We start from the raw sequence: 26,882 nt of genomic DNA, 5'->3' as shown, positions 1-26,882 counted from the left end.
AATAAGGGTTTTAAAAAATAAGTAGGAATGATTACGATTTACTTTATGTATCTTACAAAAAAAATAACCCTGAAGCAAGTAAAAGATTTGTATTTCCTAGCTAAAGTTTTATATCCTAAGACATAGAAAGGAATGAGATAAGATGACTGAGAAAAAATTATTGAATGAGATTCTGGACTATAATCATGAATTCGTCGAAAAAAAGGAATACGAAAAGTATCAAACAACAAAGTTTCCAAAAAAGAAAATGGTCGTTTTGACCTGTATGGATACCCGTCTGCTAGAATTGTTGCCAAAAGCAATGAATTTTAGCAATGGCGATGTTAAAACAATTAAAAACGCGGGTGCGCTAGTTACCCATCCTTTTGGGAGTATTATGCGGAGTATCCTTGTCGCAGTTTATGAGCTTCAAGCTGATGAAGTAATGGTAATTGGCCATCGTGACTGCGGAATGAGTGGACTTAAAGCGGATCCTATGGTTGACAAAATGCTCCAAAGAGGAGTCAGTGAAGAGACTCTGCATACATTATCGTATTCGGGGATAGATGTTTCTCAATGGCTGCAGGGGTTTGATAAAGTGGAAGACAGCGTAAAACACAGTGTGGATATTATTAAAAATCATCCTCTAATGCCGAATGATGTAGTAGTTCATGGGCTGGTCATTGACCCTTCTACAGGGAAGCTTGATCTTGTTGTAGACGGCTACAACAAGTAAGCAAAGCATTATTTTATTTTTGACCACTTTTCCGGAACATAATCTATACCGCCGGGATGGAAAGGATGGCATTTTAAAATGCGCAGCAATGTCAGCCAGCCGCCTTTAATTGCCCCGAACCTTTTAACCGCTTCAAGACCATACTGTGAGCATGTAGGATAGAATCGGCAGGATGGGGGCTTTAAAGGTGATATGGCAACCTGGTAAAAACGTATTAATCCAATAAAAGCTTTCTTTAACATCTGTAAGAACTCCTTTTAAAACTGAGAAGGTTTATTTGAGTCCAACATACCACAAACAGACTTTAGAGTCTAAATTATTCAATTCAGATTTTATGGATGAAATAGACCACCGTTAGCGTTATAATAAAGAAAGATTTATAAAGGAGTGATACGCATGCCTTCAGTAGAAAGCTTTGAATTGGACCATAATGCCGTTAAGGCTCCGTATGTTCGCCATTGTGGTGTTCATAAAGTCGGCAGTGACGGTGTTGTTAATAAATTTGATATTCGTTTTTGCCAGCCTAACAAACAGGCGATGAAGCCTGACACCATCCATACACTTGAGCATTTGCTTGCTTTTAATATTCGGGAGCATTCAGAGAAATATGATCATTTTGATATCATTGATATTTCTCCAATGGGCTGCCAGACAGGCTATTATCTCGTTGTAAGCGGCGAGCCGACTGTCGAGGAAATCATTGACCTTCTTGAAGACACTATGAAAGCAGCTGTTGAAATCACAGAAATTCCTGCTGCAAATGAAAAACAATGCGGCCAGGCTAAGCTTCATGATTTAGAAGGTGCTAAACGCTTAATGCGTTTTTGGCTAGAACAAAGCAAAGAAGACCTGAAACAGGTATTTGCATAAGAAAAGTCTAAGCGTCCTTCAGGATCTAAATACATTAATAAAAAGATTCCTATCCACTTGGATAGGAATCTTTTTATTTATCTGCTTTCAGACTTTTTCTCTTCTTTTTCGGTGTTTAAGTGTGGATTGCCTTCAAGGGGATCCACTGTATGTTTAAAAGTATAGGCCTTCGAAGTGGTAAGAACGCTAAGCAGGAGTACGACAATGACAATAATAATCCCGACTACCATAATTGTTATCATATTTTTTCCCCCTTCCGTATCCATTCTAACATGGTCATGAATAAATGTGAGTTTTAATTTTTAAGGGATGGGTAAAATATTACCCGGAGGGATGTATATGCCAAATAAATTAGTTGATTCCGTAAATGTTCAAGTTGCCAACTTTACTGTGATGTATGAAAAACTTCATCATTATCACTGGTTTGTAAAGGGCCATCATTTTTTTGAGCTTCATAAAAAATTTGAAGAGCTTTATGATGAAGTGACACTTCACCTGGATGAAATGGCTGAAAGATTATTAATTAAAGGTGAAAAACCAGTGTCTACATTAAAAGAGTGTCTTAATACAGCTACCATTAAAGAGGCTGATGGTACAGAACAGAGTGAGCAGGAAATGGTACAGGCGGTTGTTAATGACTTTTCCCAATTAGTAGGGGAAATTAAAGAAACCATCTCCCTAGCAGAAGATGAAGGAGATCCAGTAACAGCTGACATGTTCACAGGAATTAATGAAAGCCTTGGTAAGCATGTTTGGATGCTTAAAGCCTTTTTAGGATAAAAAAAGCGTTACTTATACAAAAAGGGACCTATGCGGCGGCATAGGCCCTTTTTTTAAAAAGAAGATGAAAACTCGCTGTGCGCTGGAACTAGACAATTTAAAAGGTAAAACTTTATATTTTCTTAACAAAAAAAAGAAGCTGTTGAGCCACAGCTTCTTTGGTTCACTGGTATGTATGGTCAATGAATATTTCTTGGATAGTAGGTAGGGGTGCGGTGCTGACGGAAATCTTCCTGGGCAAATTTCCCCTTAAGGCTCTCGATTAAATATATCCCCATAAGATCGTATAATTCCTGTTTATCCATCTCCTGAATTAAACCAAGCAGGTCTTCGTGGGACATTTCCTCCAAAAAAGCAAATGCCAGCATATCGATATCTTCTTCATCTCCGGTCAATTTATTGCGGTACATCTCGTATAGTTCATCAACTAATTTCATCATGTTCACCTCCTCAATACAATTTTACTCTTAATTATTCAATACCCCTTCCATAGAATTTTATTCCTTTTGGAAGATTTTTGTTTATTCATTTTATGTAATGAGGCTGTTGTTAAGTTCCATAAAATGAAAACAAAAAGAATAAATTTTTAAATATTGTGGGAAACGATAAATAACAAGTTAAAGGGGGAAAGTCATGGATCAGCAAAAAAAGACCTATTTCATTGATGTAGGTACGGGAGAGATTTCCCAGAGTGAAACAAGTTCAACGTGGAACTATAAAATCAATGCCACCGATGAAGAAATTATCCAGCTTCGGGAATATTTTGATCAAAACTATTCTACTGACTGGCAAAACTTTTTTCGGTCCCATGTTCCGGTTGTACAATATCATTATGACCGTGAAAATGATGCTTATGACAGCACCTCACAAAAAATATTTCAGATGCTTTATGATTTGGGCGATGAAGAAGCAAAGACACATATAGAGTCGATGAACATTCTTCCTCCATCACTTTAAGGGGAAATCCTTATCCTGTACGGATAAGGGTTTTTTTGATAGATGAAAATTATATAATTTTTATATTAAAATTGTCCACCTCCTGTAGCAACATCGCACCAAGAAAAATATAGCTTTTTCGAGGATATGCCGTTTTGAGCTTGATTAGCAAAACTAGGGCATCCGCCAAAAGGACTTGGCGAATGCAAAGTTTTTCTAATGGAGAGAGAGTTAGGCTCACAACTTTTTAGACCAAAGTAGTACAATCATTTATAATAATTTACATTAAAATAAATGAATGGGAATTGAGGACTATGATCAAGGAGTTCTATGACTACTTCAATAATAATGTTTTTTTAACCTTTGAAGAAGGAATATTTAACAAGGATACAAAACATGTATTAGTAATACCCCAAATTGACAATGGATGGCTGCTAACCAGGCATAAGGAAAGAGGTTTGGAGTTTCCTGGCGGAAAAGTGGAGCCTGATGAAACACTAGAAGAAGCAGCGCACAGGGAAGTTTACGAAGAAACGGGAGCTTCTCTATCCAGTTTGGTGAAAATTGCTGAATACATGGTTATGAACCAAGCAGAATCATTTGTAAAAGCTGTTTATTGGGCCAAAGTCGAAAATATTGAACAAAAACCTGGTTATATGGAAACGGATGGACCCAAGATTATAAAAGGAGATTTAAAGAAGCTTCGGTTTCAATCAGAATATAGTTTTATTATGAAAGATCAGGTTGTGGGGGAATGCCTGCAATATATTGAAAAAAATTTGAAGTAAAAAGCATAAAAACACTGGAATTGTAGTGATTTACGCTTTTATTCTTTTAAAAGTTTTTTCTCGATGTAAGCAACAATTTGATACATAATGGTAGCAAAAACCGCAATGACCAGCAAGGATAAAAAAACGAGTGTGAAATTAAATACCTGGAATCCATTTATGATCATATAGCCAAGCCCTTTAGAGGAAACAAGGAATTCGCCTACTATAACCCCAACCCAGGATAATCCCACATTCACTTTTAATGTTGAAATAATAGTGGGAAAACTGGCAGGAAGGATTGCTTCCTTGAAGCACTGAGATCGGCTGGCACCAAAGGTCTGAAGAACTTTAACATAATTAGGATCTACTTCCCTAAAGGAAGTGTAAACGACGATGGCAGTTATAATAACCGAAATAATAGCGCCCATTGCAATAATAGAGGTAAATCCTGGACCAAGGGCCACAATGAGAATAGGTCCGAGAGCCACCTTGGGCATGGCATTTAAAATAACCAGATAGGGATCGAGTACCTTTGATAAAATAGGCGACCACCAGAGAATGGCTGCCAAAATAGTTCCTAGTAGTGTACCGAGAATAAAACCAAGTACGGTTTCTGTTAGGGTAACTCCGAGGTTGCTTAATAAAGTGCCGTCCTGGATTTTATCAATTAATAGAATTCCTATTTTAGAAGGAGAGCTGAAAATAAGCGGGTCAACCCATTGTTTAGAACTGGTTACTTCCCAGCCACCAAAGAAAAAAAGGAAAATTAGGAACTGCGAAAACCTAACCCAGCGTTTTTCGATTATTTGAGAATGAATAAACTTTTCATGGAGGAGTTTAATGTTGATTTTTTCCTTACTCAAGGGACTCAAGCTCCTTCCATATTGTTTGAAATATTTTTTGGTAAGTCTCATGGTTTCTTGTATTAAATGGTGTAAGCTTTCTTAGCTCCTCAGGAATGTCAAAAATTCTGTGAAGCCTTCCTGGACTTGATGAAAATAGATATACCCGATCACTCATTGAAATGGCTTCTCCAATATCATGTGTAACCAGTATTGCGGTTTTTCCAAATGACTTTAATGTGCTGGAGACTAAATCTTCGAGTCTAAGCTTAGTCTGATAATCCAGAGCAGAAAAAGGTTCATCTAGCATAAGAAGCTTAGGCTCAGTTGCGAGAGTCCTTACAAGGGCAACCCGCTGCCGCATTCCTCCGGACAGCTGCTTGGGAAGCTGGTTTCGAACCTCTGGAAGCCCCATTTGGGAAAGAAGGCTGAGGGCAGCAGCTTTACTGCTGGAATTTAACTTTTTAGATAGTTTTAATCCCAATAAAATATTTTCTTCAATGGTTCTCCAAGGAAATAAATAATCCTGTTGAAGCATATAGCCGATTTGTCTGTCTGAAGGAGTGACTGGCTGGCCCTCAAGCAGAACACTGCCGCTTGTTGGTTCAATAAGACCGGCTATTATAGACAAGAGTGTCGTTTTTCCGCAGCCGCTTGGACCAAGGAAGGAAATAAATTCTCCTTCCTCTACATCAAGCGAAATGTCGGAGAGGGCCGTAGTAGCATTGGATTTGGAAAAATAGGTGTGATGAATTTGGTCGATCTCTAAGAAGCTCATTAAACGGCCTCCTCGATAATTTATTTTTTTACTTTTTCCGCGATTGCCGTGTTCACAAGTGTTTTATGGCTAATTTCCTTAGGAAGCTCTCCTGCTTCTTTCATAATATTTTGCAGGTTATTCCATTCTTCATTGTCGAGGATTGGATCGGTTGCATAGGTTCCCTGGCTCTTGTACCGGTCTACAACAGTAGTAATGATGGAAATGTCAGTATCCGTGAAATAAGGCTGGATGGCTTTGGCGATTTCTTCTGCACTATGTGATTTCACCCACTGCTGAGCTTTGTAAACTGCACGAGTAAACTTTTCGACATTTGCTTTATTTTTTTTCATATAGCTTTGTTTGGCCATAAAAGTGGTATATGGAACATGACCGGATTCTGTTCCGAAGGAGGCTACAATATGTCCTTTGCCTTCCTTTTCAAAAATACTTGCAGTTGGTTCAAATAATTGAACATAGTCACCTGTACCTGATGCAAAGGCATTTGCTACATTCGCAAAGTCGATATTTTGAATAAGGTTTAGATCTGCTTTTGGATCAATACCATGCTGTTTTAGCACAAACTCACCAACCATTTGCGGCATGCCGCCTTTCCGCTGGCCAAGGAAAGTGGTTCCCTTTAATTGATCCCAGGAAAAATTGTCAACTTTCTTTCTGGAAACTAGGAAGGTGCCATCTGTTTGTGTCAGCTGTGCAAAGTTAATCACAGGATCCTTAGAACCTTGGGCATATACATAAATTGAGGTCTCAGAACCTACCAGGGCTATATCAGTCCCGCCGGAGAGCAAGGCGGTCATCGTTTTGTCACCGCCCCATGTGGTGGTTAACTTTACATCAAGGCCCTCATTCTTGAAAAAACCTTTCTCAAGAGCAACGTACTCTGGTGCATAAAATATGGAACGAGTAACTTCTGCAACTCTTACCTTTTCAAGCTTCATTACTTCTTTCTTACTATCGCTGCATGCTGCCAAAGTGAAAATAAGAATACTAATCATTAAAAGGGAAAAACTGAATTTTAGCCATTTCTTCATGCTTTGTACCTCCTTTATACAGATAAATCTGGGCTCCATTTTTTGCCTAGAATATCGTATGAAATAGATAAAAATGTGTGAATGCCTATGCACATTAAGTTTTATAAAAAACACCACCAGGGAGGCGGTTATTTGGATAAGAAGAATGGGTCCATAATAGAAAGCTATCGTTTTCCTTCTCCTAACCCTCAAATTAATCTTAGGATTATTACATACTATTCCAACGGCCTTAAGGTAAAAGGAATGCTCGCTGAACCAAAAGGGGGAAGCAGGGAGGGCTTTCTTTATCTAAGAGGAGGAATTAAAGGTGTAGGAAAGGTAAGGCCATCCCGTATTGCTCAATTCGCTTCTGAAGGATTTACCGTTTTTGCTCCCTTTTATCGAGGAAACCAGGGCGGAGAAGGCAACGAGGACTTTGCAGGTGATGACAGGGAAGATGCCTTCTCTTCTTTCATATTGCTGAAAGATTGGCCAGGAATAGAAAGCATTCATATCTTTGGATTTTCCCGGGGAGGCGTTATGGCCTTGATGACAGGGATTGCGTTTCCAGAGGCATCTTCCGTTGTAACCTGGGGAGGGGTCAGTGATATGGAACTCACCTATTTTGAAAGGGAAGATTTACGAAGAATGATGAAGAGGGTCATCGGCGGGACGCCAGTAAAATATCCTGAACGTTATAAAAACCGCACACCCCTTTATGAACTGGACAGGCTTGAACCTCCGGTTTTGATTATCCACGGTGCAAAAGACTTGAATGTTTCGGCCGAACATTCTTACAGGCTGGAAAAGAGGCTTAAGGAATTAGAAAAAAGGGTTGAAAGCTGGTACTTTGAGGAGTTTACGCATTACTTTCCGCCTGCTGTGAATAGAAAAGTTGTTCGTGACCTTACATTGTGGATGAAATCGCAAGCACAAAAATGCTAAAATAAAATTAACCTACACTTACCGGCAAACGAGTAATTATAAAGCGGGGAGCGATTATAAATGGGAATGCCTTTTGAAATGAATACGATGATTGTAACAAAGGGAAGGGAGAAAAGACTCGAAGAAAACCTATTCTCTCTTGAAAAAGAAGGCTATAGGCTTTACCCAATTAATATTCCGATTGAAGTTAAAAAGACGATTGAAAGTGATACAAGCGGTACGGGGATTATCCAAAGGGTTGAATGGCAGGGAAATACCACAGTTGTTACCTATCAATTGGTATCATTAAACTCAACGAATTAAGCAGGAGCTATTTTTCCTGCTTTTTTCTTTGTTTTAAGCTAAAAGTAATTTAACGTTTTCAAAGTTATTTTAATAATCCAGATACATGGCTAATTCTCCCTTCCAATTCTCTCTAAGATAAGTCAACAACGAATCGTATAGCTCTTGTAATGAATGTATAAAGGTGACCTGCTGTTTGAAAAGGAGCGGCAGATGGAGAATTTCCGCCTTAAAGCAGTCCGATCTTCTCATTTTTCATTAATTGAAGTAAGGGACATAAACAAAAACACCCCATCCGATTTTTTTCCGAATGGGGTGTTTTCGTTTTGATTATATTGCCGGACCGCCTTTTTCAGCGATTTCCTCCGCAACGTTGGAGAACTTTTTAAAGTTTTCACGGAATTTTTCAGCCAATTCCTTTGCTTTTAATTCATAAGAGTTCTTATCAGACCATGTTTTTTGAGGCTGCAGGACCTCATCTGGCACACCTGCAACATGTAATGGAACATGGAGACCGAAGATATCATCCTTCACTGTTTCAACATTATTAAGCTCACCTTCAAGGGCGGCTTGAACCATTGCTCTGGTGTAAGATAGCTTCATCCTGCTGCCAGTTCCATATTCTCCGCCAGTCCAGCCAGTATTGACCAAAAATACATTAGAATTATGCTCCAGAATTTTCTCGCCCAGCATTTCAGCATACTTGGTTGCAGGCAGCGGTAGGAATGGAGCACCGAAGCAGGTTGAAAAGGTTGCCTGCGGTGAAGTAATTCCGCGCTCAGTTCCAGCAAGCTTAGAAGTATAGCCACTCAGGAAATGGTACATCGCTTGTTCCTTTGTTAATTTTGCAATTGGAGGAAGCACTCCAAATGCATCTGCCGTTAAAAATACTATAGTATTAGGATGGCCTGCTATGCTTGGATCAACAATGTTATCAATTGCTTGAATAGGATAGGCTGCACGTGTATTTTCTGTATGAGTTCCGTCATCATAATCCGCTGCCCGGGATTCGCTGTTTACAACTACATTTTCAAGAACAGCACCAAAACGGATGGCATCAAAAATTTGAGGCTCTTTTTCACGTGTAAGATTGATACATTTTGCATAGCATCCGCCTTCAATATTGAACACTCCGTTAGGGGACCAGCCATGCTCATCATCCCCGATCAGGCGGCGGTTGGGATCTGCAGAAAGGGTGGTTTTTCCTGTACCCGAAAGCCCGAAGAACAGGGCTACATCACCTTCAATGCCAACGTTGGAGGAACAGTGCATAGAAAGAATATTGTTTTCTGGCAAAAGATAATTCATAACCGAAAATATGGACTTTTTCATTTCGCCCGCATATTCTGTTCCGCCAATCAAAACCGTTTTCTTTTCAAAAGAAATAATAATGAAGGTTTCAGAGCTCGTGCCGTCTACGGCAGGGTCAGCCTTGAAGTTAGGGGCTGAAATAACAGTAAACTCTGGGTGGTGTTCAAGCAAATCCTCTTCATTTGGACGGATAAATAACTGATGAACAAACAGATTATGCCAAGCATACTCATTTATAACCTGAATAGGGAGCTGAGATTTCTTATCTGCACCAGCAAAGCCTTTGAATACGAATACCTCATCCTTTTCTTTTAAAAAAGTAAGAACTTTATTATATAATTTAGAAAAGGTTTCCTCCGAAATAGCCTGGTTCGATTCCCAGTCAATTTTATCTTTTACTGAGGCTTCCTCTACAATATATTTATCTTTCGGAGAACGTCCGGTGTACTTACCGGTAGAAACACAGACAGCGCCTGTGGAAGTCAGCAGTCCTTCATTTCTGTTTAATACTTTTTCAACAAGTTGTGGTACAGATAACTGGATTTGAATATGATTTTCGGCCAGCAATTGAGCTAATTGATAGGGAATGTGAACAGAATTCATACAATGAATACCTTCCTTTACCGGTTTTATGGACTAAATGAATTTTAAAAGGGTAAATACATCTTGGTCCTATTTTTATAATTTTTAAATATCTCCCAAATAGTATAACACATTTACTCAATTAATCTATACTAATATCAAAACATTAAGCAAATTTATATGAATTATGATTATTTTACTATATTCTTTCCCGGCAAAGAAATATCCAAATAAACGAAAAGTTTGTTAAAATATTCACAAGTTGGACTGCAAAAAAAGGAGGGGCCTTTTTTATGAAAATGATTCCTTTATATGATGCAAAATGTTCCTTATGCCAGGAAACTAAAAAATGGTTCGAAAAGCTTGACTGGCTCAATAAAGTACAATGGACATCCCTGCAGGAATATGAAAAGCAAGGCGGAGAAAAACAATTCAAAGGTGCTGACCTCAGAAAGGAAATGCATTTACTGCTGCCATCAGGAAGGGTTTTAAAGGGGTTTTATGCATTCAGAAAATTACTTATCCATTTTCCGCTTACTTTTTTACCTGGTATCATTCTTTACGTCCCCTTTATGGATAAAGTAGGTGCCCCGGCTTATCGGTGGACGGCCAAAAATCGCTATAAATTCTTTGGGAAAAAGTGTAAGGATGGCAGCTGTTCAATCTGATTTTTAGGCTTAGAAAAATCAAGAGAAAAATATTGACACTCTGCGACATCAACGTTATGATTGTTCATTGAACGGATACTCTCTTATCCCGAGCTGGTGGAGGGACAGGCCCTATGAAACCCAGCAACCTGCTATACAAGATGAAAGCCTTCATTTGGCTTTTTTACATAGCGAAGGTGCTAATCTGACGCAAGGCTTTGACCTTGAACGATAAGAGTGAAAGGCGCGGAACATTCTGCTTTTAAACCTTTCCTCAAACTAGGAAGGTTTTTTATTTTGCCTTTTATCAAAACAGATTCTCATAAAAATCCTTTGTTTATTTCATACTACTAAGGGAATGAGTACCGTATCACTGTCAGAGGTTCAAGAAGTATTCCTGTAACCTTAATAAACCTCGATATATCCCATTTATAGGAGGAATTCAGTTGTCAGCAAAACGTCGTTTGTTCACTTCTGAATCAGTAACTGAAGGTCATCCAGATAAAATCTGTGACCAAATTTCTGATTCTATTTTAGATGCTATTTTAGCAAAGGATGCAAACGCAAGGGTAGCTGCGGAAACTTCCGTAACTACAGGTCTTGTGCTTGTGGCAGGAGAAATTACTACTTCCACTTATGTAGACATTCCTAAAATTGTGCGCGAAACCATTAAGAACATAGGTTATAATCGTGCCAAATACGGCTTTGACTCCGAAACATGTGCAGTGTTAACTTCCATTGATGAGCAGTCTGCCGACATCGCAATGGGTGTTGACCAGGCGCTGGAAGCTCGTGAAGGCAAAATGTCCGACGAAGAAATCGAAGCAATCGGCGCTGGTGACCAGGGCTTAATGTTCGGTTTTGCATGTAACGAAACAAAAGAATTAATGCCGCTGCCAATTTCATTGGCACACAAATTGGCACGACGCCTGACAGAAGTGCGTAAAGAAGAAATCCTTCCTTACCTTCGTCCTGATGGCAAAACACAGGTGACTGTAGAGTATGATGAAAACGATAAGCCTGTCAGAATTGACACAATCGTTATTTCTACGCAGCACCACCCTGAAATCGCGCTTGAACAAATCCAGCGCAATCTAAAGGAACATGTTATTAATCCTGTTGTTCCGAGTGAACTGATTGACGAAAACACAAAATACTTTATTAACCCAACTGGCCGTTTCGTAATCGGCGGACCACAGGGTGATGCAGGTCTTACAGGCCGTAAGATTATCGTTGATACTTACGGTGGTTATGCTCGTCATGGAGGCGGTGCATTTTCTGGTAAGGATCCTACAAAAGTTGACCGTTCAGCAGCTTATGCAGCCCGTTATGTTGCGAAAAACATCGTAGCAGCTGGTCTTGCTGACAAGGTAGAAGTGCAGCTTGCATATGCTATTGGTGTTGCAAGACCTGTTTCCATCTCAGTTGATACCTTCGGAACCGGTACTGTAAGTGAAGAGGTATTAGTTGAACTGGTTGAGAAAAACTTTGACCTTCGTCCAGCAGGAATTATCAACATGCTAGACCTACGCCGCCCAATCTATAAGCAGACAGCTGCTTATGGGCATTTTGGACGCAGCGACGTTGATCTTCCATGGGAGCGCACTGACAAGGCAGATGCTTTAAAACAGCAATCTGAGGGAAGATAATTTAAGCTATTGAAAAAACAGGGAGTTACATTAAAATGTAACTCCCGTTTTTATTTAACTAATCATCAGAACTTATATTCATAAATTCTGAAGCATGGACAAGAATGCTTCGTCAGCTTGCGTCGCCCAGGTAAAAAGCTTTGCTTTTGAGAGGTGCGGTTTTGAGTACGTTAAGAAAAATAGGGTTTCCCCAAAAAAGACTTCCCGAATGCCAAGTTTTTCTAAACTGACATATAGTAGAAAGGGATTTAATGTTTCTTTATAATGTGAAAAAGTATTATCACGGTGAAGAAAATTTTTCCTTTTATGTTCAGAGTGCAATTTTTCTTTTATTAATGGTAGTATTAGATAGTGCAATTTCTAGAAGCATAGAAATTGAATTAGTTTAGAAATGGAGTAGGTGACGTACATAATGTGTGGCTTCATTGGTTGTGTACACGACAAAGCCCAAGTTTATCGTGACGAACAGAAACAGCAATTTAAAAATATGAATGATATAATTACGCACCGGGGACCGGATGATGATGGATTTTACTATGATGAACATATCCAGTTCGGCTTTAGGCGTTTAAGTATTATCGACATCGAAAGCGGACATCAGCCGCTAACATATGAAAACGAACGCTATTGGATTATTTTTAATGGTGAGGTTTACAACTATGTAGAACTTCGTGAAGAACTTCTCAAGGAAGGACTAACCTTTGCCACCAATTCTGATACAGAAGTTATTATTGCCCTGTATAGCCATTTGAAAGAAAAAGCGGTTGAAAAACTACGCGGGATGTTCTCGTTTGTCATCTGGGATAAACAAGAACAAAGCTTATATGGCGCAAGAGATCCGTTTGGTATAAAACCATTCTTTTACTTTGAAGATGGCGAACGTTCATTTTTCGCTTCAGAGAAAAAGAGCATTTTGCTTGCTCTTGAAAACGATGTTTTGAATTATGACTCTCTTCAGCATTACTTAACGTATCAATTTGTACCAGAGCCTGAAACAATGTCTGCAGGCATTCACAAATTGGAGCCGGGGCATTATTTTACTAAGAAAATTGGCTCGCCAATGGACATCAAACGCTATTGGAAAGCTCAGTTTAGCCCAGTGCAAAAATCAGAGCCTGATTTTATAAAAGAAATCAAAGATGTTTTATTCGATTCTGTAAAAATGCATATGCGAAGCGATGTTCCTGTTGGTTCTTTCCTTTCCGGAGGTATTGACTCATCTATCATTGCTTCAATCGCTAAAGAATTCCATCCATCTATCAAAACCTTCTCTGTTGGTTTTGAACACAATGGTTTCAGTGAAATTGATGTAGCGAAAGAAACAGCGGATAAACTTGGTGTTGAAAACATCAGTTATGTTATTACTCCGCAGGAATATATGAATGAAATTCCTAAAATCATGTGGCATATGGACGATCCACTTGCAGACCCTGCATGTGTGCCACTTTATTTTGTTGCACGGGAAGCTCGCAAACATGTTACGGTTGTTTTGTCTGGTGAGGGCGCAGATGAGTTGTTTGGCGGCTATAATATTTACCGTGAACCGCAATCTCTTGAGGTATTTAATAAAATTCCACGTGTTGGAAAAGGACTTCTTAAAGGAATTGCCCGAATGATGCCTGAAGGCACTAAAGGCAAAAGCTTTATTGAACGCGGCGTAACTCCGATGGAGGAAAGATATATCGGAAACGCTAAAATGTTTACAGAAGAAGAAAAACGCGAGTTATTGAGTGTTTATCGCAGTGGTCTTGATTATACAGATATCACCAAACCACTATATCAGGAAAGCCGTGGATATGATCCGGTTGATCGGATGCAGTATATTGATATCCATACATGGATGCGCGGGGATATTCTGTTAAAGGCTGATAAAATGACTATGGCTCATTCACTTGAGCTTCGTGTTCCATTTTTGGATAAGGTCATTTTTGAAACAGCCTCCAAAATTCCAACCAGCCTTAAAACGGCAAATGGCACTACAAAATATATATTACGTAAAGCAGCAGAAGGAATCGTTCCAGACCACGTGCTTAGCCGCAAAAAGCTCGGTTTCCCTGTTCCAATCCGCCATTGGCTGAAAAATGAAATGAACGAATGGGCAAAAAAAATAATCCGCGAAAGCAACACGGATCATTTGTTCAATAAAGCTTATGTCTTAAGACTGCTGGAAGACCATTGCCAGGGTAAAGCTGATAACAGCCGTAAAATCTGGACAGTACTGATGTTCATGGTTTGGCATCAGGTTTATGTAGAAAAGGTTTATTCTTTTGAAAATGATTTCTCAGCTGAAAAATCTTATCAGCATTAATATTTACTAATTGGAAGGTAGGTTATAGCCTGCCTCCCCATTTGCACCCAGGATTCTTCGAAATCCGAAATGGGTGCTTTTTTATTTTTAACACCTGTCAGCGGGTCATTAAAATAGACGTATTCACGGTCGTACCCAGTTAAAAGAACTGCATGCTCTTTATATGTTATTTTTACAGGACCAGTAGGGGTATTCCATGTTTGAAACAGACTTTCGTTAAGCTTCTGATAAGAAGTATTAACTACTACCCAAACAGGGCGATTATCAGACAGATGAATTTTTAATTCGTCAAAATCTGCTCCTGATAAATCTTGTACCCTGCCAGGTAGATATTTTTCTGCGAGCTCGCTTATCGGCTTGTGATATACACCGAGACCAGGTTTTCTTAAATCAAACATATTTCCAACAAATCCATCATTAGGGTTTCCAAAAAAAACTTTGCCGGAAGAGATACTATAAGCTGTTGAATCCTTTTTAATTTCTTTAGCAAGAGTTAGTTTGGTTACTTGTACTCCCGCATCGTTTAGCATCATAGCCAGGCTTGTCACCTCACACCCGCGGGGCAGTTCAGGCAATTGAGAAATAAAGGGTGCATCAAGGATAATATTTTCCTTTATCTTAATGACCGGTATGTCCGTGTTATTCTGAAAAACTTTCTGCGTTTTATCTTCTTGATAACTAAAAATACTTTTAATAGTGTTCATTGCCTTTGCAGCATGGGCTGGCTGGAAGTTATCCCAAATAAAGGATGGGACAAGAACCAGAATAATAAATAAGAATAATAAAGCGGATTTTAGAAAAACACCTGATTTTCTTTTCATCTTAATAACCAATAGCAGAACTATAAAAGCAGCAAGAAAATATAACACATCCATATCAATCACCTAATTCTTTCGTTCTGATATTTATATCGGCAGATATTGGAGTGTATTAAGCTTTAATCGTTCATACTAGGTATTAAGAGGATTTATTTATTTAAGCGATTTATAAAAAGCTCCTTTTTCGGCGTATTCTCTTACGATTCGTTCCATATCTTTTATATCTTCTTTATTTAATTCCCGGATTACTTTAGCCGGCCTTCCAAACGCAAGTGTGTTAGGAGGGATTTTTTTTCCTTGAGGGACAAGGCTCCCAGCTCCAATAAAAGCTCCTTCGCCGATTTCAGCTTGATCAAGTATAATGGAGCCCATCCCGATAAGGGCTTTTCTTCTAATGACGCAGCTATGAAGGATCACCTGGTGCCCGATTGTAACTTCATCTTCGATAATTAAGGGGTTATTTGGACTCTGATGAAGAACTGAATTATCCTGGATGCTCACTCTCCTGCCTATTTTTGTAGGAGCAACATCTCCCCGTATTACTGTATTAAACCAGACACTTGATTCATCGCCTATGATGACATCTCCTGTTATCGTGGCATAATCAGCAACAAATGCAGAATCAGATATTTGCGGATATTTATCTTTGTAGGGATATATCATTTGAGCATTCTCCTTTTCATTTATATAATTAAATTTTATCGGAATAACTTGCAGACGAAAAGCTTTTGGCACAGAACTTTGCGTGGAGTATGGTATAGTACAGTTATCGTGGAACAAGAATTTTAACAGGGAGATCGCCCTGATCGAATAAATATCTTTAGGAGTGAAAAAAACATGTGGAAATGGGAAGCTGAAGGAGAAGCAAAAGCTGTCATTGTCATGGTGCATGGAGCAATGGAGCATCACCGGAGATATGGCTGGCTGATCGAAAAATGGCGCCTCTCAGGCTTTCATGTCGTAATGGGGGACCTTCCTGGCCAGGGAATGACAACCAGAGCCCGCAGGGGCCATATCGATTCCTTTGATGAATATATCGTTGAAGTAAAAGATTGGGTTCAGGCAGCTTACCAATATAATCTGCCTGTTTTTTTGCTGGGTCATAGTATGGGAGGCCTGATTACCATTCGCATTCTTCAGGAGGAACAGCTGAACCTCGCAGGGGTTATTCTTTCCTCCCCGTGTCTTGGATTGGTTAATGAACCTTCTAAACTCCTTAAGGCATTATCATTAGGGTTAAATGCTACCCTGCCATCTTTAAGGCTTAGTTCCGGACTGACAGTTGACATGGCAACAAGAAACATGGATGTTCGGGAAGCGGATGTTAATGACACTTTATATATAACCAAAGTTTCCGTACGGTGGTACCGGGAACTTTCGGCTGCAATGAAGGAAGCTTTTGTAAGTATTGAAAAAACCCAGGATGTACCTATGCTTCTTATGCAGGGCGGGGATGATAAAATCGTTAAAAAAGATAATGTGAAGGACTGGTTTAACCAGGTTCAGCTCTCTGAAAAGCGTTTCAAGGAATGGCCCAAATGCTATCATGAGATTTTTAACGAACCTGAGCGTGAAGAAGTATTTGAATATGCCAATGACTTTGTTAAAAGTCAGCTAAAGGCAATAGGGTATATTCTTGAGTGAAATTCCCCTAAATTATCTGCTGCCATTTTAAAATAATTGTCTAGCTGCAGCGCCAGAGATGGGCGTTTGCACTTTTCTTAGTAAGGAGATTGTCTTTTCTATGAAGCCTATTAGCTTAATGTCAAGGGTGTACCGAAAAATTCTGCCGGCAGCACATCAGGAGCTTGGATACTGGAAAAGCAGGGCGGAACAGATTCCAAACCCGGAATTGCGAAAACAAGCCCTTGCAAGCATAGATACAAAAACGTTCCATTGTGAGGGCGGGTCGATTTTATCTTTAATGGCTAATGAAGATTATAAAAAAGCAATCAAATTTATTGTTGCTTACCAGACGATTAGTGATTATCTGGATAATCTATGTGACAGGAGTACCTCTCTTGACCCAGTGGATTTTGCCTGCTTACATGACTCCATGAAGGATGCGTTAAAGCCAGAATGTGAATTTAAAAATTATTATCGTTATAGGGAAGATCAGAACGACGGAAATTATTTGGCTGAATTGTCTGAAACCTGCCGTTCTGTTATAAGGGAGCTTCCTCATTATGACTTAATAAAGGATTACCTTATTGAACTATGTGAGTATTACTGCGATCTACAGATCAATAAGCATGTTATCAAAGAAGAACGGGTCCCACGGCTGGTTAATTGGTTTAACCGATTTAAAATAAATCTCCCTGAAATGGAATGGTATGAATTTTCAGCATGTTCCGGGTCAACGCTGGGGATTTTTTGTCTAATTTCTTACGCGATGCGTGAGGATTTTAGTAAAGAAGATGCTGACAATATCCGTAAGGGCTATTTTCCTTATATCCAGGGCCTCCACATTCTTCTTGATTATTTTATTGATCAGGAAGAGGATCTTATTGGGGGAGACCTCAATTTTTGTTTTTATTACGACAATCAAAAACAGCTTTTTCAGCGGCTTAAGCATTTTGTAAGCGAAGCTGACCGCTATACAGAAAAGCTTCCTCATAAGAACTTCCATAAGCTCATAAACAGGGGGCTGCTTGGGGTTTACCTGTCTGATGAAAAGGTCAGAAAACAAAAAAATGTCAGATCAATAGCTAGAGAAATAATAAAGGCAGGGGGAGGGGCAAGTTATTTCTTTTATATAAATGGTCTTGCTTACCGATCCTTACAAAAATGGGTGCCTTCTGGGCTGACGCGGATTATTTTTAAATAAAGCAAAAGGGCCCGATCAATTGGATCAGGCCCTTTTTTCAACTGCTACAATAAACGGCGGATTATTCGCCTGATTGATAAACTGGTACTTCAGTACATGAACGGCTGACTGATCAAGACCCTCAAGGTAATGTAGAAGTTCATCCCGCTCAACAGCACCTTCAGGGTATCCATGGTAAACAACAAGGATGATAATTCCTTCTGGTGCCATGATATCCAACAGCTGACTGATTGCTGAGATTGTTGTATCTGGTTTTGTCACAACCGATTTATTGCCTCCAGGCAAATAGCCTAGATTAAAAATGGCAGCTTTTATTTTGATATGGTGATGGGAGGGCACCAATTCACTTATATGTTCGTGTCCTTTTTGAAAAAGAACTACCCTATTAATAAGGTTGTTTTCCTTTAATCTTGATTGGCTGGAGAGAATAGCAGCTTCTTGAATATCAAAGCCATAGACTATTCCTGCCTCTCCTACAAGTTCTGCCATAAAAACCGTATCATGACCGTTGCCAAGTGTAGCGTCTATAGCGATATCGCCGTCCGTAAGGGCCTTTGACATCAATGTTCTTGCAAAGGGCAATATCCCATCAAGCTTCATGGTTTATTTTACTCCCTCAGCTTTATAAAATTTCCCCTGCCAGCTGTCACGGCGCTTCATTTCAGCATCTATGGCATTAAGGACTTCCCACTTATTGACACTCCACATTGGTCCAACCATTAAATCAATTGGGCCATCTCCTGTAATTCTGTGTACAATCATTTCTGGAGGCAGAATTTCAAGCTGGTCGCAGACCAGGCTGACATAGTTACCAAATGAAAGGAACTCAAGCATACCTTTTTCGTATTGCTTAACCATAGGTGTTCCTTTTAGCAAATGCAGGAGGTGAATTTTTATTCCTTGAACATCAAGCTTTGCCACCTCCCGGGCAGTTTCCATCATCATTTCGTTGGATTCTAAGGGAAGCCCATTGATAATGTGAGAGCAAACACGGATGCCATGCTTGCGAAGCTTTTCTACACCCTCTACATAACATTGAAAATCGTGTGCTCTATTTATCAGTAGTGCCGTTCTTTCATGAACTGTTTGAAGACCTAACTCGACCCATAGATAAGTTCTTTTGTTAAGCTCTGCAAGATACTCAACAACATCATCCGGCAGACAATCTGGACGCGTTGCAATGGATAATCCAACAACGTCTTCCTGTCTAAGTACCGTTTCATACTTTTCACGGAGTACATCTACCGGAGCATGTGTATTTGTGAAGGCCTGAAAATAGGCCATATATTTACCGTCTTTCCATTTTGTATGCATCTTTTCCTTGATTTCACGGAATTGTTTTTCCAATTCGTCTGCCCGGTTACCTGCATAATCCCCTGAACCTGCCGCACTGCAAAAAGTACATCCGCCGTGGGCAACAGTCCCGTCACGATTTGGACAATCAAACCCACCATCAAGGGCTACTTTAAATACCTTATGGCCAAATTGATTGCGCAAATGGTAATTCCATGTGTGATATCTTTTATCATCAGCTGCATATGGAAAAGGGTTAGTCTGAAGCATTCAGATTCCTCCTTTTTATATTGAAAATGTCTGTTATGATTTCGTTGCATCAGCAAGCTAATAACATAAGAAGAATTTTATCACGAAGTAGCATTCATATCCAATTGTAATTCTTTCCCTTCCATAAACAGCCTTATTTCTCCCAGCATTTATCAGCCTTTTATCGTGATAGGAAAACAAATTTTAAACAAAATAAGAAATGAAGCAGTTTGCTTCAAATAGCAGCAGTTAGAATACCTGCAATGAAAGGGGATTTAAGATGGCAACCCGACAATCAATGGAAGATTTCCTGCAAAAATGTGAGGATGCTATTCGATATGCCCAGGACCAGTACAGGGAGAGCAGTCTGCAGGAACAATACAATAACGTTGGCTATACAGATGCCCTGCAGCAGCTTGAAGAGAGATATAACGAATTGTGCGACCTTGCCCACAGTGCTAATGCACAGCAGCGGGACCAGCTGCACAGGATGAGACTCCAGCTTCAGCAGGTCCAAAATAACATGATACTGCAGTAATGATAGGGGGAAAACAGTTTGAAAAAGCGCTCTAAACAAAATAACCCTGAACAAAAAACAAGGAACGGAATTAATAATCAAGATATCGAATTGGGAAGAGATTATGACCCAGTAAAAGAGTCTAAGAAAAAGTATGAAAAAACAGGCGGACAGCCTGTTAAATCCAAATTTCATCAGGAACAAGACCAATCTTCCTGAAAATTAAATGACTAGAATAACCTAGTAAAAGGAGACCCGTTTTCGGGCTCCTTTTTTTGAGCATTAAAAAAAGCCAATCAATTATTTTCTAGTATCCTCTTCTGTTGACGTTTCTTTGAGGCAGGACAACTTTGTCCAGGATAATCGGTCTCAAGGACATTTCTACGATATAGGATTGACAATTTATCAGCCGCAAAAGTCAAAAGGAAGTGTTCTTTTATCCACAAATTAATTTTCGTTTAGGAGTATTATGCATAGAGGAAACAAATGGAAGGGAAATGGCGGAGCGGATAGTGGAAAAAAGATTGCATGCCATAACAAAAAAGAATAAAATTACCTTTGGTATTTTTAAATATCGTCTCTAAAAAGGACTGCTTAAATTCACTTACTTAATCAGCTAAACCTTTGAGAAATGACATGGAACAACAGCACCTTTTTCAGGTGTTTTAATAATTTTGTAAAGGAGTTTTTTTATGCCGCGTGCATTATGGCTCTTGATTATTGGGATGGCAGTCAACGTTACTGGCTCTTCTTTTTTATGGCCATTAAACACCATCTATATTCACGATCATTTAGGAAAGTCTTTATCAATGGCCGGAGTGGTTCTTATGTTAAATTCGGCTGCGAGTGTAGTTGGTAATTTATTTGGCGGAAATCTTTTTGATAAAATTGGAGGATATAAATCCATCCTGCTTGGAATTGGTATAACTCTGGCGGCGCTGGTGGGATTGACCTTCTGGCATGGATGGCCGGAATATATTGTCTTTTTAACTATAGTCGGCTTTGGAACTGGTATCGTTTTCCCGTCGATGTATGCCATGGCGGGGTCCGTCTGGAAAGAAGGCGGGCGAAAAGCTTTTAATGCAATTTATGTAGCACAAAATCTCGGAGTAGCAGTCGGAGCTGCACTCGGAGGAATTGTTGCAGAGTATTCCTTTCAGCTCATCTTTTTAGCAAATACACTCATGTATGTTATTTTCCTGTTAATAGCTATTTTTGGCTACCGGGGTATCGATATGGTTACAGCAAAACACACATCTATTATTCAGGAAAATGGTTTGGTTAAAAACCACAGAAAATTGCATGCTTTGATTATTTTATGTATTGGTTATTTACTATGCTGGGTCGCATATGTACAGTGGCAGACAACTATAGCATCGTATACCCAGAAAATTCATATATCCCTAACGCAATATAGTTTGTTATGGACTGTTAACGGCGCCTTAATTGTACTTGGTCAGCCATTATTAAATTTGTTCTTGAAAAAGTTTGGGAAATCGCTGAAAAAACAAATGATCATTGGTATGGTAATTTTTATAGTTTCTTTCCTTGTAGCTGCAAAATCAAGTGATTTTACTGGTTTTATGACAGGAATGATTATACTTACCATCGGGGAAATGTTTATTTGGCCGGCTGTCCCTACAGTAGCAAACGATCTTGCTCCTAAAGGACGAGAGGGATTTTATCAGGGTATTGTGAATAGTACGGCTACAGGGGGCAGAATGATTGGGCCGCTGGCTGGAGGTATGCTGGCTGATTACCTTGGAATGTCCGTACTCTTTTTAGCAATGATTATCCTGTTTCTAGTATCGATCATTACTACTGCCATGTATGATAAAAAGTTAAAGATCGTTGATAAGGTCAGCCTTAATATTCCTTCCTGACCCATTTTTTTAGCTAATGATTTATATCCATTTAAACGCACGACGGACAGGATAAGGAAGGCTTCGTCAGCAATATCATCGCACGAAGGAAAAGCACTAGCTTTTCCGAGGAAGTCCTAGTCAGGCGAAAGGCACAGGACAAGGAAAGCTACGTCAGCTTTGCCTCGCACGAAGAAAAAGCATAGCTTTTTCGAGGATGTGCCGTTTTGAGCGTGATAAGCTAAACTAGGGCCATTCGCCAAAAGGACTTGGCGAATGCTAAGTTTTTCTAATGTAAACTTGCATATGGATGGGAAATTATATAAAATATCACTAGATAATAAATGAATATGTTATAAACATTGATTAGGAGCAGTAGTGATTCATCCTGAAAAAGAGAGCTGGCGGTTGGTGCAAGCCGGACGGGAACATCATGAACTCGCCTATGAGTTGCAAGTATGAATAATCAGTAATATTTGCCGTTTTCCGCGTTAAGGATGAATGAAGTGAGTGTTAAACACTAATGTGGGTGGTACCGCGGGAAGATATAATCCTCTCGTCCCTGTTTGGGATGAGGGGATTTTTTATTTTGCTTTAGTTTATTAAAGGGTAAATGGATCTTCGTCCCGTTAGTAATTACTATAAGGAGGACCAGAAATGAATTTTAAGCATCAAAAAATCGAGAAAAAGTGGCAAAAATACTGGGAAGAAAATAAAACTTTCAAAACTACTGAGGATAGCGCAAAAGAAAAATTTTACGCTTTGGATATGTTTCCATATCCATCAGGAGCAGGGCTTCATGTAGGCCATCCGGAAGGCTACACTGCAACTGATATTCTTTCCCGATTCAAAAGAATGCAGGGTTATAACGTTCTTCATCCAATGGGATGGGATGCGTTCGGACTTCCTGCCGAACAATATGCATTGGATACAGGAAATGATCCGGCTCAATTTACAAAGAAAAATATCGATACCTTCCGACGCCAGATTAAATCCCTAGGATTTTCATATGACTGGGATAGAGAAATTTCGACAACTGACCCTGAGTATTATAAGTGGACTCAATGGATTTTCCTAAAGCTTTATGAAAAAGGTTTGGCTTATGTGGATGAAGTGGCAGTTAACTGGTGCCCGGCCCTTGGAACAGTTTTGGCAAATGAAGAAGTCATAGATGGCAAGAGTGAGCGTGGAGGCCACCCGGTAGAACGCAGGCCAATGAAGCAGTGGGTTTTAAGGATTACTGAATATGCCGACCGTCTGCTTGAGGATTTGAATGAACTAGATTGGCCGGAAAGCCTAAAGGATATGCAGCGTAACTGGATTGGCCGTTCTGAGGGTGCTGAAGTAACATTCGCTATAGATGGCCACAATGAAAGCTTTACTGTTTTTACAACAAGACCGGATACACTCTTTGGTGCAACATATGCAGTGCTTGCACCTGAGCATTCTTTAGTGGATAAAATAACAACTGCCTCCCAACGTGAGGCAGTGAATGAATATCTTCAAAAAGTTAAAATGAAAAGTGATTTAGAACGTACTGACCTTGCAAAAGAAAAGACTGGTGTGTTTACCGGCGCCTATGCAATCAATCCGGCAAACGATGAAAAGATGCCTATCTGGATTGCTGATTATGTACTAGTCAGTTATGGAACTGGTGCGATTATGGCGGTACCTGGCCACGATGAACGAGATTATGAATTTGCAAGAAAATTCGATTTACCTATCGTTGAAGTAGTAGCGGGAGGAAATATTGAAGAGGAAGCATATACAGGAGACGGCGAACATATAAACTCCAAGTTCTTAAATGGAACGAATAAAGAAGATGGCATCAAAAAGATGATTTCATGGCTGGAAGAAAAGGGTATTGGTAAAAAGAAAGTTACCTACCGCCTTCGTGACTGGCTGTTCAGCCGTCAGCGCTACTGGGGAGAGCCAATTCCAATTATTCATTGGGAGGATGGTACCTCTTCGGCTGTTCAGGAGAGTGAATTGCCGCTTCTTCTTCCTAAAACAACGGAAATTCGCCCTTCAGGAACTGGTGAGTCACCATTGGCCAATATTTCAGATTGGGTAAATGTAACCGATCCGGTTACTGGCAAAAAAGGACGCCGTGAAACAAATACAATGCCACAATGGGGCGGCAGCTGCTGGTATTATTTAAGATACGTTGATCCGCACAATGATGAGGTCCTTGCTGATCCGGAAAAATTAAAGAGATGGCTTCCTGTTGATGTTTATATCGGCGGTGCTGAGCATGCAGTATTGCATCTTCTTTATGCACGATTCTGGCATAAGTTCCTTTATGATATTGGCGTTGTTTCTACAAAAGAGCCTTTCCAAAAGCTTTTCAATCAGGGAATGATTCTTGGGGAAAATAACGAGAAAATGAGTAAATCAAAAGGGAATGTAGTAAATCCTGATGATATTGTTGAAAGCCATGGAGCCGATACTCTGCGCCTATACGAAATGTTCATGGGACCGCTTGAGGCATCCATTGCCTGGTCCACTAATGGTCTTGACGGATCACGAAGGTTCCTTGACCGGGTATGGCGTTTATTCATTGAAGAAAATGGGGAATTAAATCCTAAGATTCAAAACGAAAAATCTTCAAATTCAAATCTGGAGAAGGTTTACCATCAGACTGTCAAAAAAGTGACTGAGGATTATGAAGGACTTCGTTTTAACACTGCTATTTCTCAAATGATGGTATTTATTAATGAAGCTTATAAAGCAACAACCATTCCAAAGGAATATATGGAAGGCTTTATTAAAATGCTATCGCCGTTGTGCCCGCACGTGGCTGAAGAACTATGGGAAAAACTTGGCCATTCCGGAACTATTACCTACGAAGCATGGCCTGCTTACGATGAGGCAAAATTAGTTGATAAAGAAATTGAGATCGTCCTTCAGGTAAACGGAAAGGTTAAAGCCAAAGTGATGGTACCTGCTGATGCTAATAAAGAAGCTCTTGAAAAAACTGCAATGGAAGATGAAAGAGTGAAAGAACAGCTTGAAGGCAAGACCATTCGCAAAGTTATTACTGTTCCGGGTAAACTTGTTAACATTGTTGCAAATTAAAATATAACAAGATTTTTGATGTTTAGGTAATAAATTAGGAAAAAACGACCTCTAATGTTAACGGAGGATGTTTTCAGAAAGGATGGCACAAATTATGATTGAAATAATAACTCCAGAAGAATTGCAGCAAAAGCTTAAAACAGGGGAAAAAGTTGAGCTAGTTGACGTTCGTGAAGACGAGGAAGTAGCCCAGGGAATGATTCCAGGCGCTAAGCATATCAGGATGGGAGATATTCCAGAAAATCTGGATTATTTCTCAAAAGATAAGGAATACGTCTTTATATGCCGCTCAAGCAGAAGAAGTGAAAACGTATGCCATTATCTTCAAGATCAGGGCTTTAAAGTCCGTAACATGGTTGGCGGCATGCTTGAATGGAAAGGCGAAACAAAATAAGTATATAAAAATGGAGGCGGGACCAATGGTTCGCCTCCATTCTTTATTTAGATCCCGTATCTGCAGTCTCTTCCTGCCAATTTGGCACCCCATCATCCTCATCAAATTCAATGATGACATCCGAAACTCCTTTTTCGGCAAAAATTCTCTTTTCCAGCCTATCTTTTATATCATCCGCTGCAGCGATGGTTAGTTTTGGATCAATTTCGATTTCAACCTCAACATGTACTTCTTCCCCTTCTTTAATAACAGAAATATCCTGAATATCTTTTACATCCGGATCTTCCATAATGATGTTGCCGATTTTTTCTTCCATTTCTTCATCAGCTACACCTAGAACACCTGCTGCATTATCTAAAAAGACTTTGCCTACCACTAAAAACATTAAAGCGCCGATAATGATAGAGACGATTCCCTCTGCCTGGTGGAAGGGAGTAAAGTGGGCTATGACAACAGCAAGGATTGCCAGTAATCCGCCTCCTGTAGCAACAGAATCCTCTAGGACAACGAGCTTAGTAGCAGGTTTTGCTTTCTCAAGGTGAGCAAGGCTCTGAGAAATTATAGCCATCCCCTTTGCTTCTACATGGCTTTCATGCAGGACTTCTTTCATGGCCTTAAATAAAACAAAGGATTCGAGCATTGTAGCACATACCAGCACAACTACGTTCAATATAAAACCGGAAGATTCTGTTGGATGAATAAGGTGAGCATAACCCTCTTTTATGGTTTCAAATGACATAATACCAACAATTAGGACTGCTCCCAGCAATACAAGGTTTACCAATCTTCCAAAGCCGTTTGGAAACCGGTCGGTTGGCCCTTTTTTACTCAAAGCTGAACCAATAAACACAAATAGTTGGTTGGCAGTGTCTCCAAGGCTGTGCATAGTTTCAGCAAACATTGCCACATTTCCTGTTGTAAAATAAGCAAATCCTTTAATAATTGCAACGACTGCATTTACGATGGAAGCCAAAAACGCAGATTTATTTCCTCTTTTTAATAGTTGAAAGAAATTACTCATTTTTTCCCTTCTTTCTTTTAAAATTACAGGGATAAAATTGAACCTTTAAATAAGGGTATATTATTTCATCTCCCTTTTTCTCTTATACCCAATTATCCGGAACTTATTTTTAAACATGCATTTTCTTATAAAAAATTTAAAATATGGATAGAATGATAGAAAAAAGGAAAGGGAGAGGAATTTGATACAGGTTAAGCTTTTTGATAAGGAACATGAAAAGGATTTGGAGCGGGATATGAACTATTTTTTAAAAGGAATAGATGAAAAGAAACTGGTTGATATCAAATACAATGTTGCTGCTATCCCAGAGGAAGAAGAGGAAGAACAAATTTATTGTTTCTCTGCCATGATTATTTACAGGGCCTGAACCCACTTATCAGGCCCTGTTGTTTTTAGTC

General features: G+C 39.5%; 30 protein-coding genes, 1 riboswitch and 1 other annotated feature. Of the genes, 18 read left to right on the top strand and 12 right to left on the bottom strand.

The genetic code is table 11. The features are described from left to right. Positions 1-142 precede the first annotated feature (142 nt). On the top strand, positions 143-715 hold the full coding sequence (locus AC3WR0_RS03300) for a beta-class carbonic anhydrase (protein ID WP_492550961.1): 573 nt from the start codon (positions 143-145) through the stop codon (positions 713-715). Between the two features lie 8 nt (positions 716-723). Here the strand turns inward: AC3WR0_RS03300 and yidD are convergent, their stop codons facing one another. Next, a complete protein-coding gene (yidD, locus tag AC3WR0_RS03295) occupies positions 724-957 on the bottom strand; it encodes a membrane protein insertion efficiency factor YidD (protein WP_492550960.1) in 234 nt (77 codons plus the stop codon). Positions 958-1,111: 154 nt separating this feature from the next. Between yidD and AC3WR0_RS03290 the strand changes: the two genes are divergently transcribed. Continuing rightward, complete coding sequence (locus AC3WR0_RS03290) at positions 1,112-1,585, top strand: S-ribosylhomocysteine lyase (RefSeq protein WP_492550959.1); 474 nt, start codon at positions 1,112-1,114, stop codon at positions 1,583-1,585. Positions 1,586-1,662: 77 nt separating this feature from the next. Here the strand turns inward: AC3WR0_RS03290 and ytzI are convergent, their stop codons facing one another. After that, positions 1,663-1,827 carry a YtzI protein gene (ytzI, locus tag AC3WR0_RS03285; RefSeq protein WP_081680107.1) on the bottom strand — a complete coding sequence of 55 codons (165 nt, stop codon included), beginning with the start codon at positions 1,825-1,827 and terminating at the stop codon, positions 1,663-1,665. A gap of 97 nt (positions 1,828-1,924) precedes the next feature. On the opposite strand from ytzI, the gene AC3WR0_RS03280 reads away from it, so the two are divergent. After that, the gene (locus AC3WR0_RS03280) at positions 1,925-2,365 is read left to right on the top strand and encodes a Dps family protein (protein WP_492550958.1); all 441 of its coding nucleotides are present in this window, start codon (positions 1,925-1,927) and stop codon (positions 2,363-2,365) included. Positions 2,366-2,544: 179 nt separating this feature from the next. Here the strand turns inward: AC3WR0_RS03280 and AC3WR0_RS03275 are convergent, their stop codons facing one another. Further along, positions 2,545-2,802, bottom strand: coding sequence for a DUF6154 family protein (locus tag AC3WR0_RS03275; RefSeq protein ID WP_027322124.1), 258 nt, complete (start codon positions 2,800-2,802; stop codon positions 2,545-2,547). Between the two features lie 196 nt (positions 2,803-2,998). Here AC3WR0_RS03275 and AC3WR0_RS03270 point away from each other — a divergent pair, with 196 nt between their 5' ends. After that, entirely contained in the window at positions 2,999-3,322 is a 324-nt protein-coding gene (locus tag AC3WR0_RS03270; RefSeq protein WP_492550957.1) for a hydrolase, read from the top strand. Between the two features lie 293 nt (positions 3,323-3,615). After that, on the top strand, positions 3,616-4,089 hold the full coding sequence (gene ytkD, locus AC3WR0_RS03265) for an RNA deprotection pyrophosphohydrolase (protein WP_492550956.1): 474 nt from the start codon (positions 3,616-3,618) through the stop codon (positions 4,087-4,089). Positions 4,090-4,127: 38 nt separating this feature from the next. Here ytkD and AC3WR0_RS03260 read toward each other — a convergent pair whose 3' ends face one another. Genes AC3WR0_RS03260 through AC3WR0_RS03250 form a run of 3 tightly spaced genes read right to left on the bottom strand, consistent with a single transcriptional unit; the run spans position 4,128 to position 6,722 of the window. Further along, entirely contained in the window at positions 4,128-4,934 is an 807-nt protein-coding gene (locus AC3WR0_RS03260; protein ID WP_492550955.1) for an ABC transporter permease, read from the bottom strand. Then, on the bottom strand, positions 4,927-5,691 hold the full coding sequence (locus AC3WR0_RS03255; protein ID WP_492550954.1) for an ABC transporter ATP-binding protein: 765 nt from the start codon (positions 5,689-5,691) through the stop codon (positions 4,927-4,929). Before AC3WR0_RS03255 ends, AC3WR0_RS03260 begins: the two co-directional genes overlap by 8 nt. A 20-nt stretch (positions 5,692-5,711) precedes the next feature. Continuing rightward, positions 5,712-6,722 carry an ABC transporter substrate-binding protein gene (locus AC3WR0_RS03250; RefSeq protein ID WP_492550953.1) on the bottom strand — a complete coding sequence of 337 codons (1,011 nt, stop codon included), beginning with the start codon at positions 6,720-6,722 and terminating at the stop codon, positions 5,712-5,714. A gap of 132 nt (positions 6,723-6,854) precedes the next feature. Between AC3WR0_RS03250 and AC3WR0_RS03245 the strand changes: the two genes are divergently transcribed. Together AC3WR0_RS03245 and AC3WR0_RS03240 are read left to right on the top strand one after the other, a co-directional pair. Further along, a complete protein-coding gene (locus tag AC3WR0_RS03245; protein ID WP_492550952.1) occupies positions 6,855-7,646 on the top strand; it encodes an alpha/beta hydrolase family protein in 792 nt (263 codons plus the stop codon). A gap of 60 nt (positions 7,647-7,706) precedes the next feature. Continuing rightward, positions 7,707-7,949: a DUF2584 domain-containing protein gene (locus tag AC3WR0_RS03240; RefSeq protein ID WP_492550951.1), complete on the top strand. Its 243-nt coding sequence runs from the start codon at positions 7,707-7,709 to the stop codon at positions 7,947-7,949. A gap of 309 nt (positions 7,950-8,258) precedes the next feature. Here AC3WR0_RS03240 and pckA read toward each other — a convergent pair whose 3' ends face one another. Next, positions 8,259-9,842 (bottom strand): phosphoenolpyruvate carboxykinase (ATP), encoded by a 1,584-nt coding sequence (gene pckA / locus AC3WR0_RS03235; protein WP_492550950.1) that lies wholly within the window; start codon positions 9,840-9,842, stop codon positions 8,259-8,261. 272 nt (positions 9,843-10,114) lie between these two features. Here pckA and AC3WR0_RS03230 point away from each other — a divergent pair, with 272 nt between their 5' ends. The 3 genes from AC3WR0_RS03230 to asnB all read left to right on the top strand — a co-directional run bounded on the left by AC3WR0_RS03230 (position 10,115) and on the right by asnB (position 14,425). Then, positions 10,115-10,489, top strand: a complete 375-nt coding sequence (locus AC3WR0_RS03230; protein ID WP_492550949.1) for a thiol-disulfide oxidoreductase DCC family protein — start codon at positions 10,115-10,117, stop codon at positions 10,487-10,489. Between the two features lie 80 nt (positions 10,490-10,569). Then, positions 10,570-10,706: riboswitch (SAM riboswitch) on the top strand. Positions 10,707-10,914: 208 nt separating this feature from the next. Beyond that, positions 10,915-12,117: a methionine adenosyltransferase gene (gene metK / locus AC3WR0_RS03225; protein WP_492550948.1), complete on the top strand. Its 1,203-nt coding sequence runs from the start codon at positions 10,915-10,917 to the stop codon at positions 12,115-12,117. A gap of 412 nt (positions 12,118-12,529) precedes the next feature. Continuing rightward, positions 12,530-14,425 carry an asparagine synthase (glutamine-hydrolyzing) gene (gene asnB, locus AC3WR0_RS03220; RefSeq protein ID WP_492550947.1) on the top strand — a complete coding sequence of 632 codons (1,896 nt, stop codon included), beginning with the start codon at positions 12,530-12,532 and terminating at the stop codon, positions 14,423-14,425. Here the strand turns inward: asnB and AC3WR0_RS03215 are convergent. Both AC3WR0_RS03215 and AC3WR0_RS03210 read right to left on the bottom strand, forming a co-directional pair. Continuing rightward, positions 14,422-15,300 carry a C39 family peptidase gene (locus tag AC3WR0_RS03215; protein WP_492550946.1) on the bottom strand — a complete coding sequence of 293 codons (879 nt, stop codon included), beginning with the start codon at positions 15,298-15,300 and terminating at the stop codon, positions 14,422-14,424. The two genes, asnB and AC3WR0_RS03215, sit on opposite strands and share 4 nt — an antisense overlap. Positions 15,301-15,396: 96 nt before the next feature. After that, positions 15,397-15,906 (bottom strand): gamma carbonic anhydrase, encoded by a 510-nt coding sequence (locus AC3WR0_RS03210; protein WP_492550945.1) that lies wholly within the window; start codon positions 15,904-15,906, stop codon positions 15,397-15,399. 174 nt (positions 15,907-16,080) lie between these two features. Between AC3WR0_RS03210 and AC3WR0_RS03205 the strand changes: the two genes are divergently transcribed. Then, positions 16,081-16,887 (top strand): alpha/beta hydrolase, encoded by an 807-nt coding sequence (locus tag AC3WR0_RS03205; RefSeq protein ID WP_492550944.1) that lies wholly within the window; start codon positions 16,081-16,083, stop codon positions 16,885-16,887. Positions 16,888-16,987: 100 nt separating this feature from the next. Further along, positions 16,988-18,070 carry a tetraprenyl-beta-curcumene synthase family protein gene (locus tag AC3WR0_RS03200; protein WP_492550943.1) on the top strand — a complete coding sequence of 361 codons (1,083 nt, stop codon included), beginning with the start codon at positions 16,988-16,990 and terminating at the stop codon, positions 18,068-18,070. 24 nt (positions 18,071-18,094) lie between these two features. Here the strand turns inward: AC3WR0_RS03200 and mnmM are convergent, their stop codons facing one another. Both mnmM and mnmL read right to left on the bottom strand, forming a co-directional pair. Continuing rightward, positions 18,095-18,670 (bottom strand): tRNA 5-(aminomethyl)-2-thiouridylate-methyltransferase MnmM, encoded by a 576-nt coding sequence (mnmM, locus tag AC3WR0_RS03195; protein ID WP_492550942.1) that lies wholly within the window; start codon positions 18,668-18,670, stop codon positions 18,095-18,097. 3 nt (positions 18,671-18,673) lie between these two features. Continuing rightward, positions 18,674-19,633, bottom strand: a complete 960-nt coding sequence (gene mnmL, locus AC3WR0_RS03190) for a tRNA modification radical SAM protein MnmL/YtqA (RefSeq protein ID WP_492550941.1) — start codon at positions 19,631-19,633, stop codon at positions 18,674-18,676. A 259-nt stretch (positions 19,634-19,892) separates the two neighbouring features. Here mnmL and AC3WR0_RS03185 point away from each other — a divergent pair, with 259 nt between their 5' ends. From AC3WR0_RS03185 to AC3WR0_RS03165, 5 genes are all read left to right on the top strand, one after another. Continuing rightward, a complete protein-coding gene (locus tag AC3WR0_RS03185; protein ID WP_027322104.1) occupies positions 19,893-20,150 on the top strand; it encodes a YtzC family protein in 258 nt (85 codons plus the stop codon). A gap of 18 nt (positions 20,151-20,168) precedes the next feature. Next, positions 20,169-20,348 (top strand): hypothetical protein, encoded by a 180-nt coding sequence (locus AC3WR0_RS03180; protein WP_027322103.1) that lies wholly within the window; start codon positions 20,169-20,171, stop codon positions 20,346-20,348. Positions 20,349-20,821: 473 nt separating this feature from the next. Continuing rightward, positions 20,822-22,012: an MDR family MFS transporter gene (locus AC3WR0_RS03175; protein ID WP_492550940.1), complete on the top strand. Its 1,191-nt coding sequence runs from the start codon at positions 20,822-20,824 to the stop codon at positions 22,010-22,012. 332 nt (positions 22,013-22,344) lie between these two features. Continuing rightward, positions 22,345-22,558, top strand: a binding site (T-box leader). A 90-nt stretch (positions 22,559-22,648) separates the two neighbouring features. After that, positions 22,649-25,069, top strand: a complete 2,421-nt coding sequence (gene leuS / locus AC3WR0_RS03170) for a leucine--tRNA ligase (protein WP_492550939.1) — start codon at positions 22,649-22,651, stop codon at positions 25,067-25,069. A gap of 94 nt (positions 25,070-25,163) precedes the next feature. Continuing rightward, positions 25,164-25,463: a rhodanese-like domain-containing protein gene (locus AC3WR0_RS03165; protein ID WP_492550938.1), complete on the top strand. Its 300-nt coding sequence runs from the start codon at positions 25,164-25,166 to the stop codon at positions 25,461-25,463. Positions 25,464-25,506: 43 nt separating this feature from the next. Here AC3WR0_RS03165 and AC3WR0_RS03160 read toward each other — a convergent pair whose 3' ends face one another. Then, positions 25,507-26,484, bottom strand: coding sequence for a cation diffusion facilitator family transporter (locus AC3WR0_RS03160; protein ID WP_492550937.1), 978 nt, complete (start codon positions 26,482-26,484; stop codon positions 25,507-25,509). 181 nt (positions 26,485-26,665) lie between these two features. On the opposite strand from AC3WR0_RS03160, the gene AC3WR0_RS03155 reads away from it, so the two are divergent. Next, complete coding sequence (locus AC3WR0_RS03155) at positions 26,666-26,851, top strand: sporulation protein Cse60 (RefSeq protein WP_027322098.1); 186 nt, start codon at positions 26,666-26,668, stop codon at positions 26,849-26,851. Positions 26,852-26,882: the final 31 nt, after the last annotated feature.

Source organism: Neobacillus sp. FW104-15D2, assembly GCF_058790155.1.
Note: the sequence above shows the minus strand (reverse complement) of the source record. Positions and strands in the feature narration are given on the sequence as shown.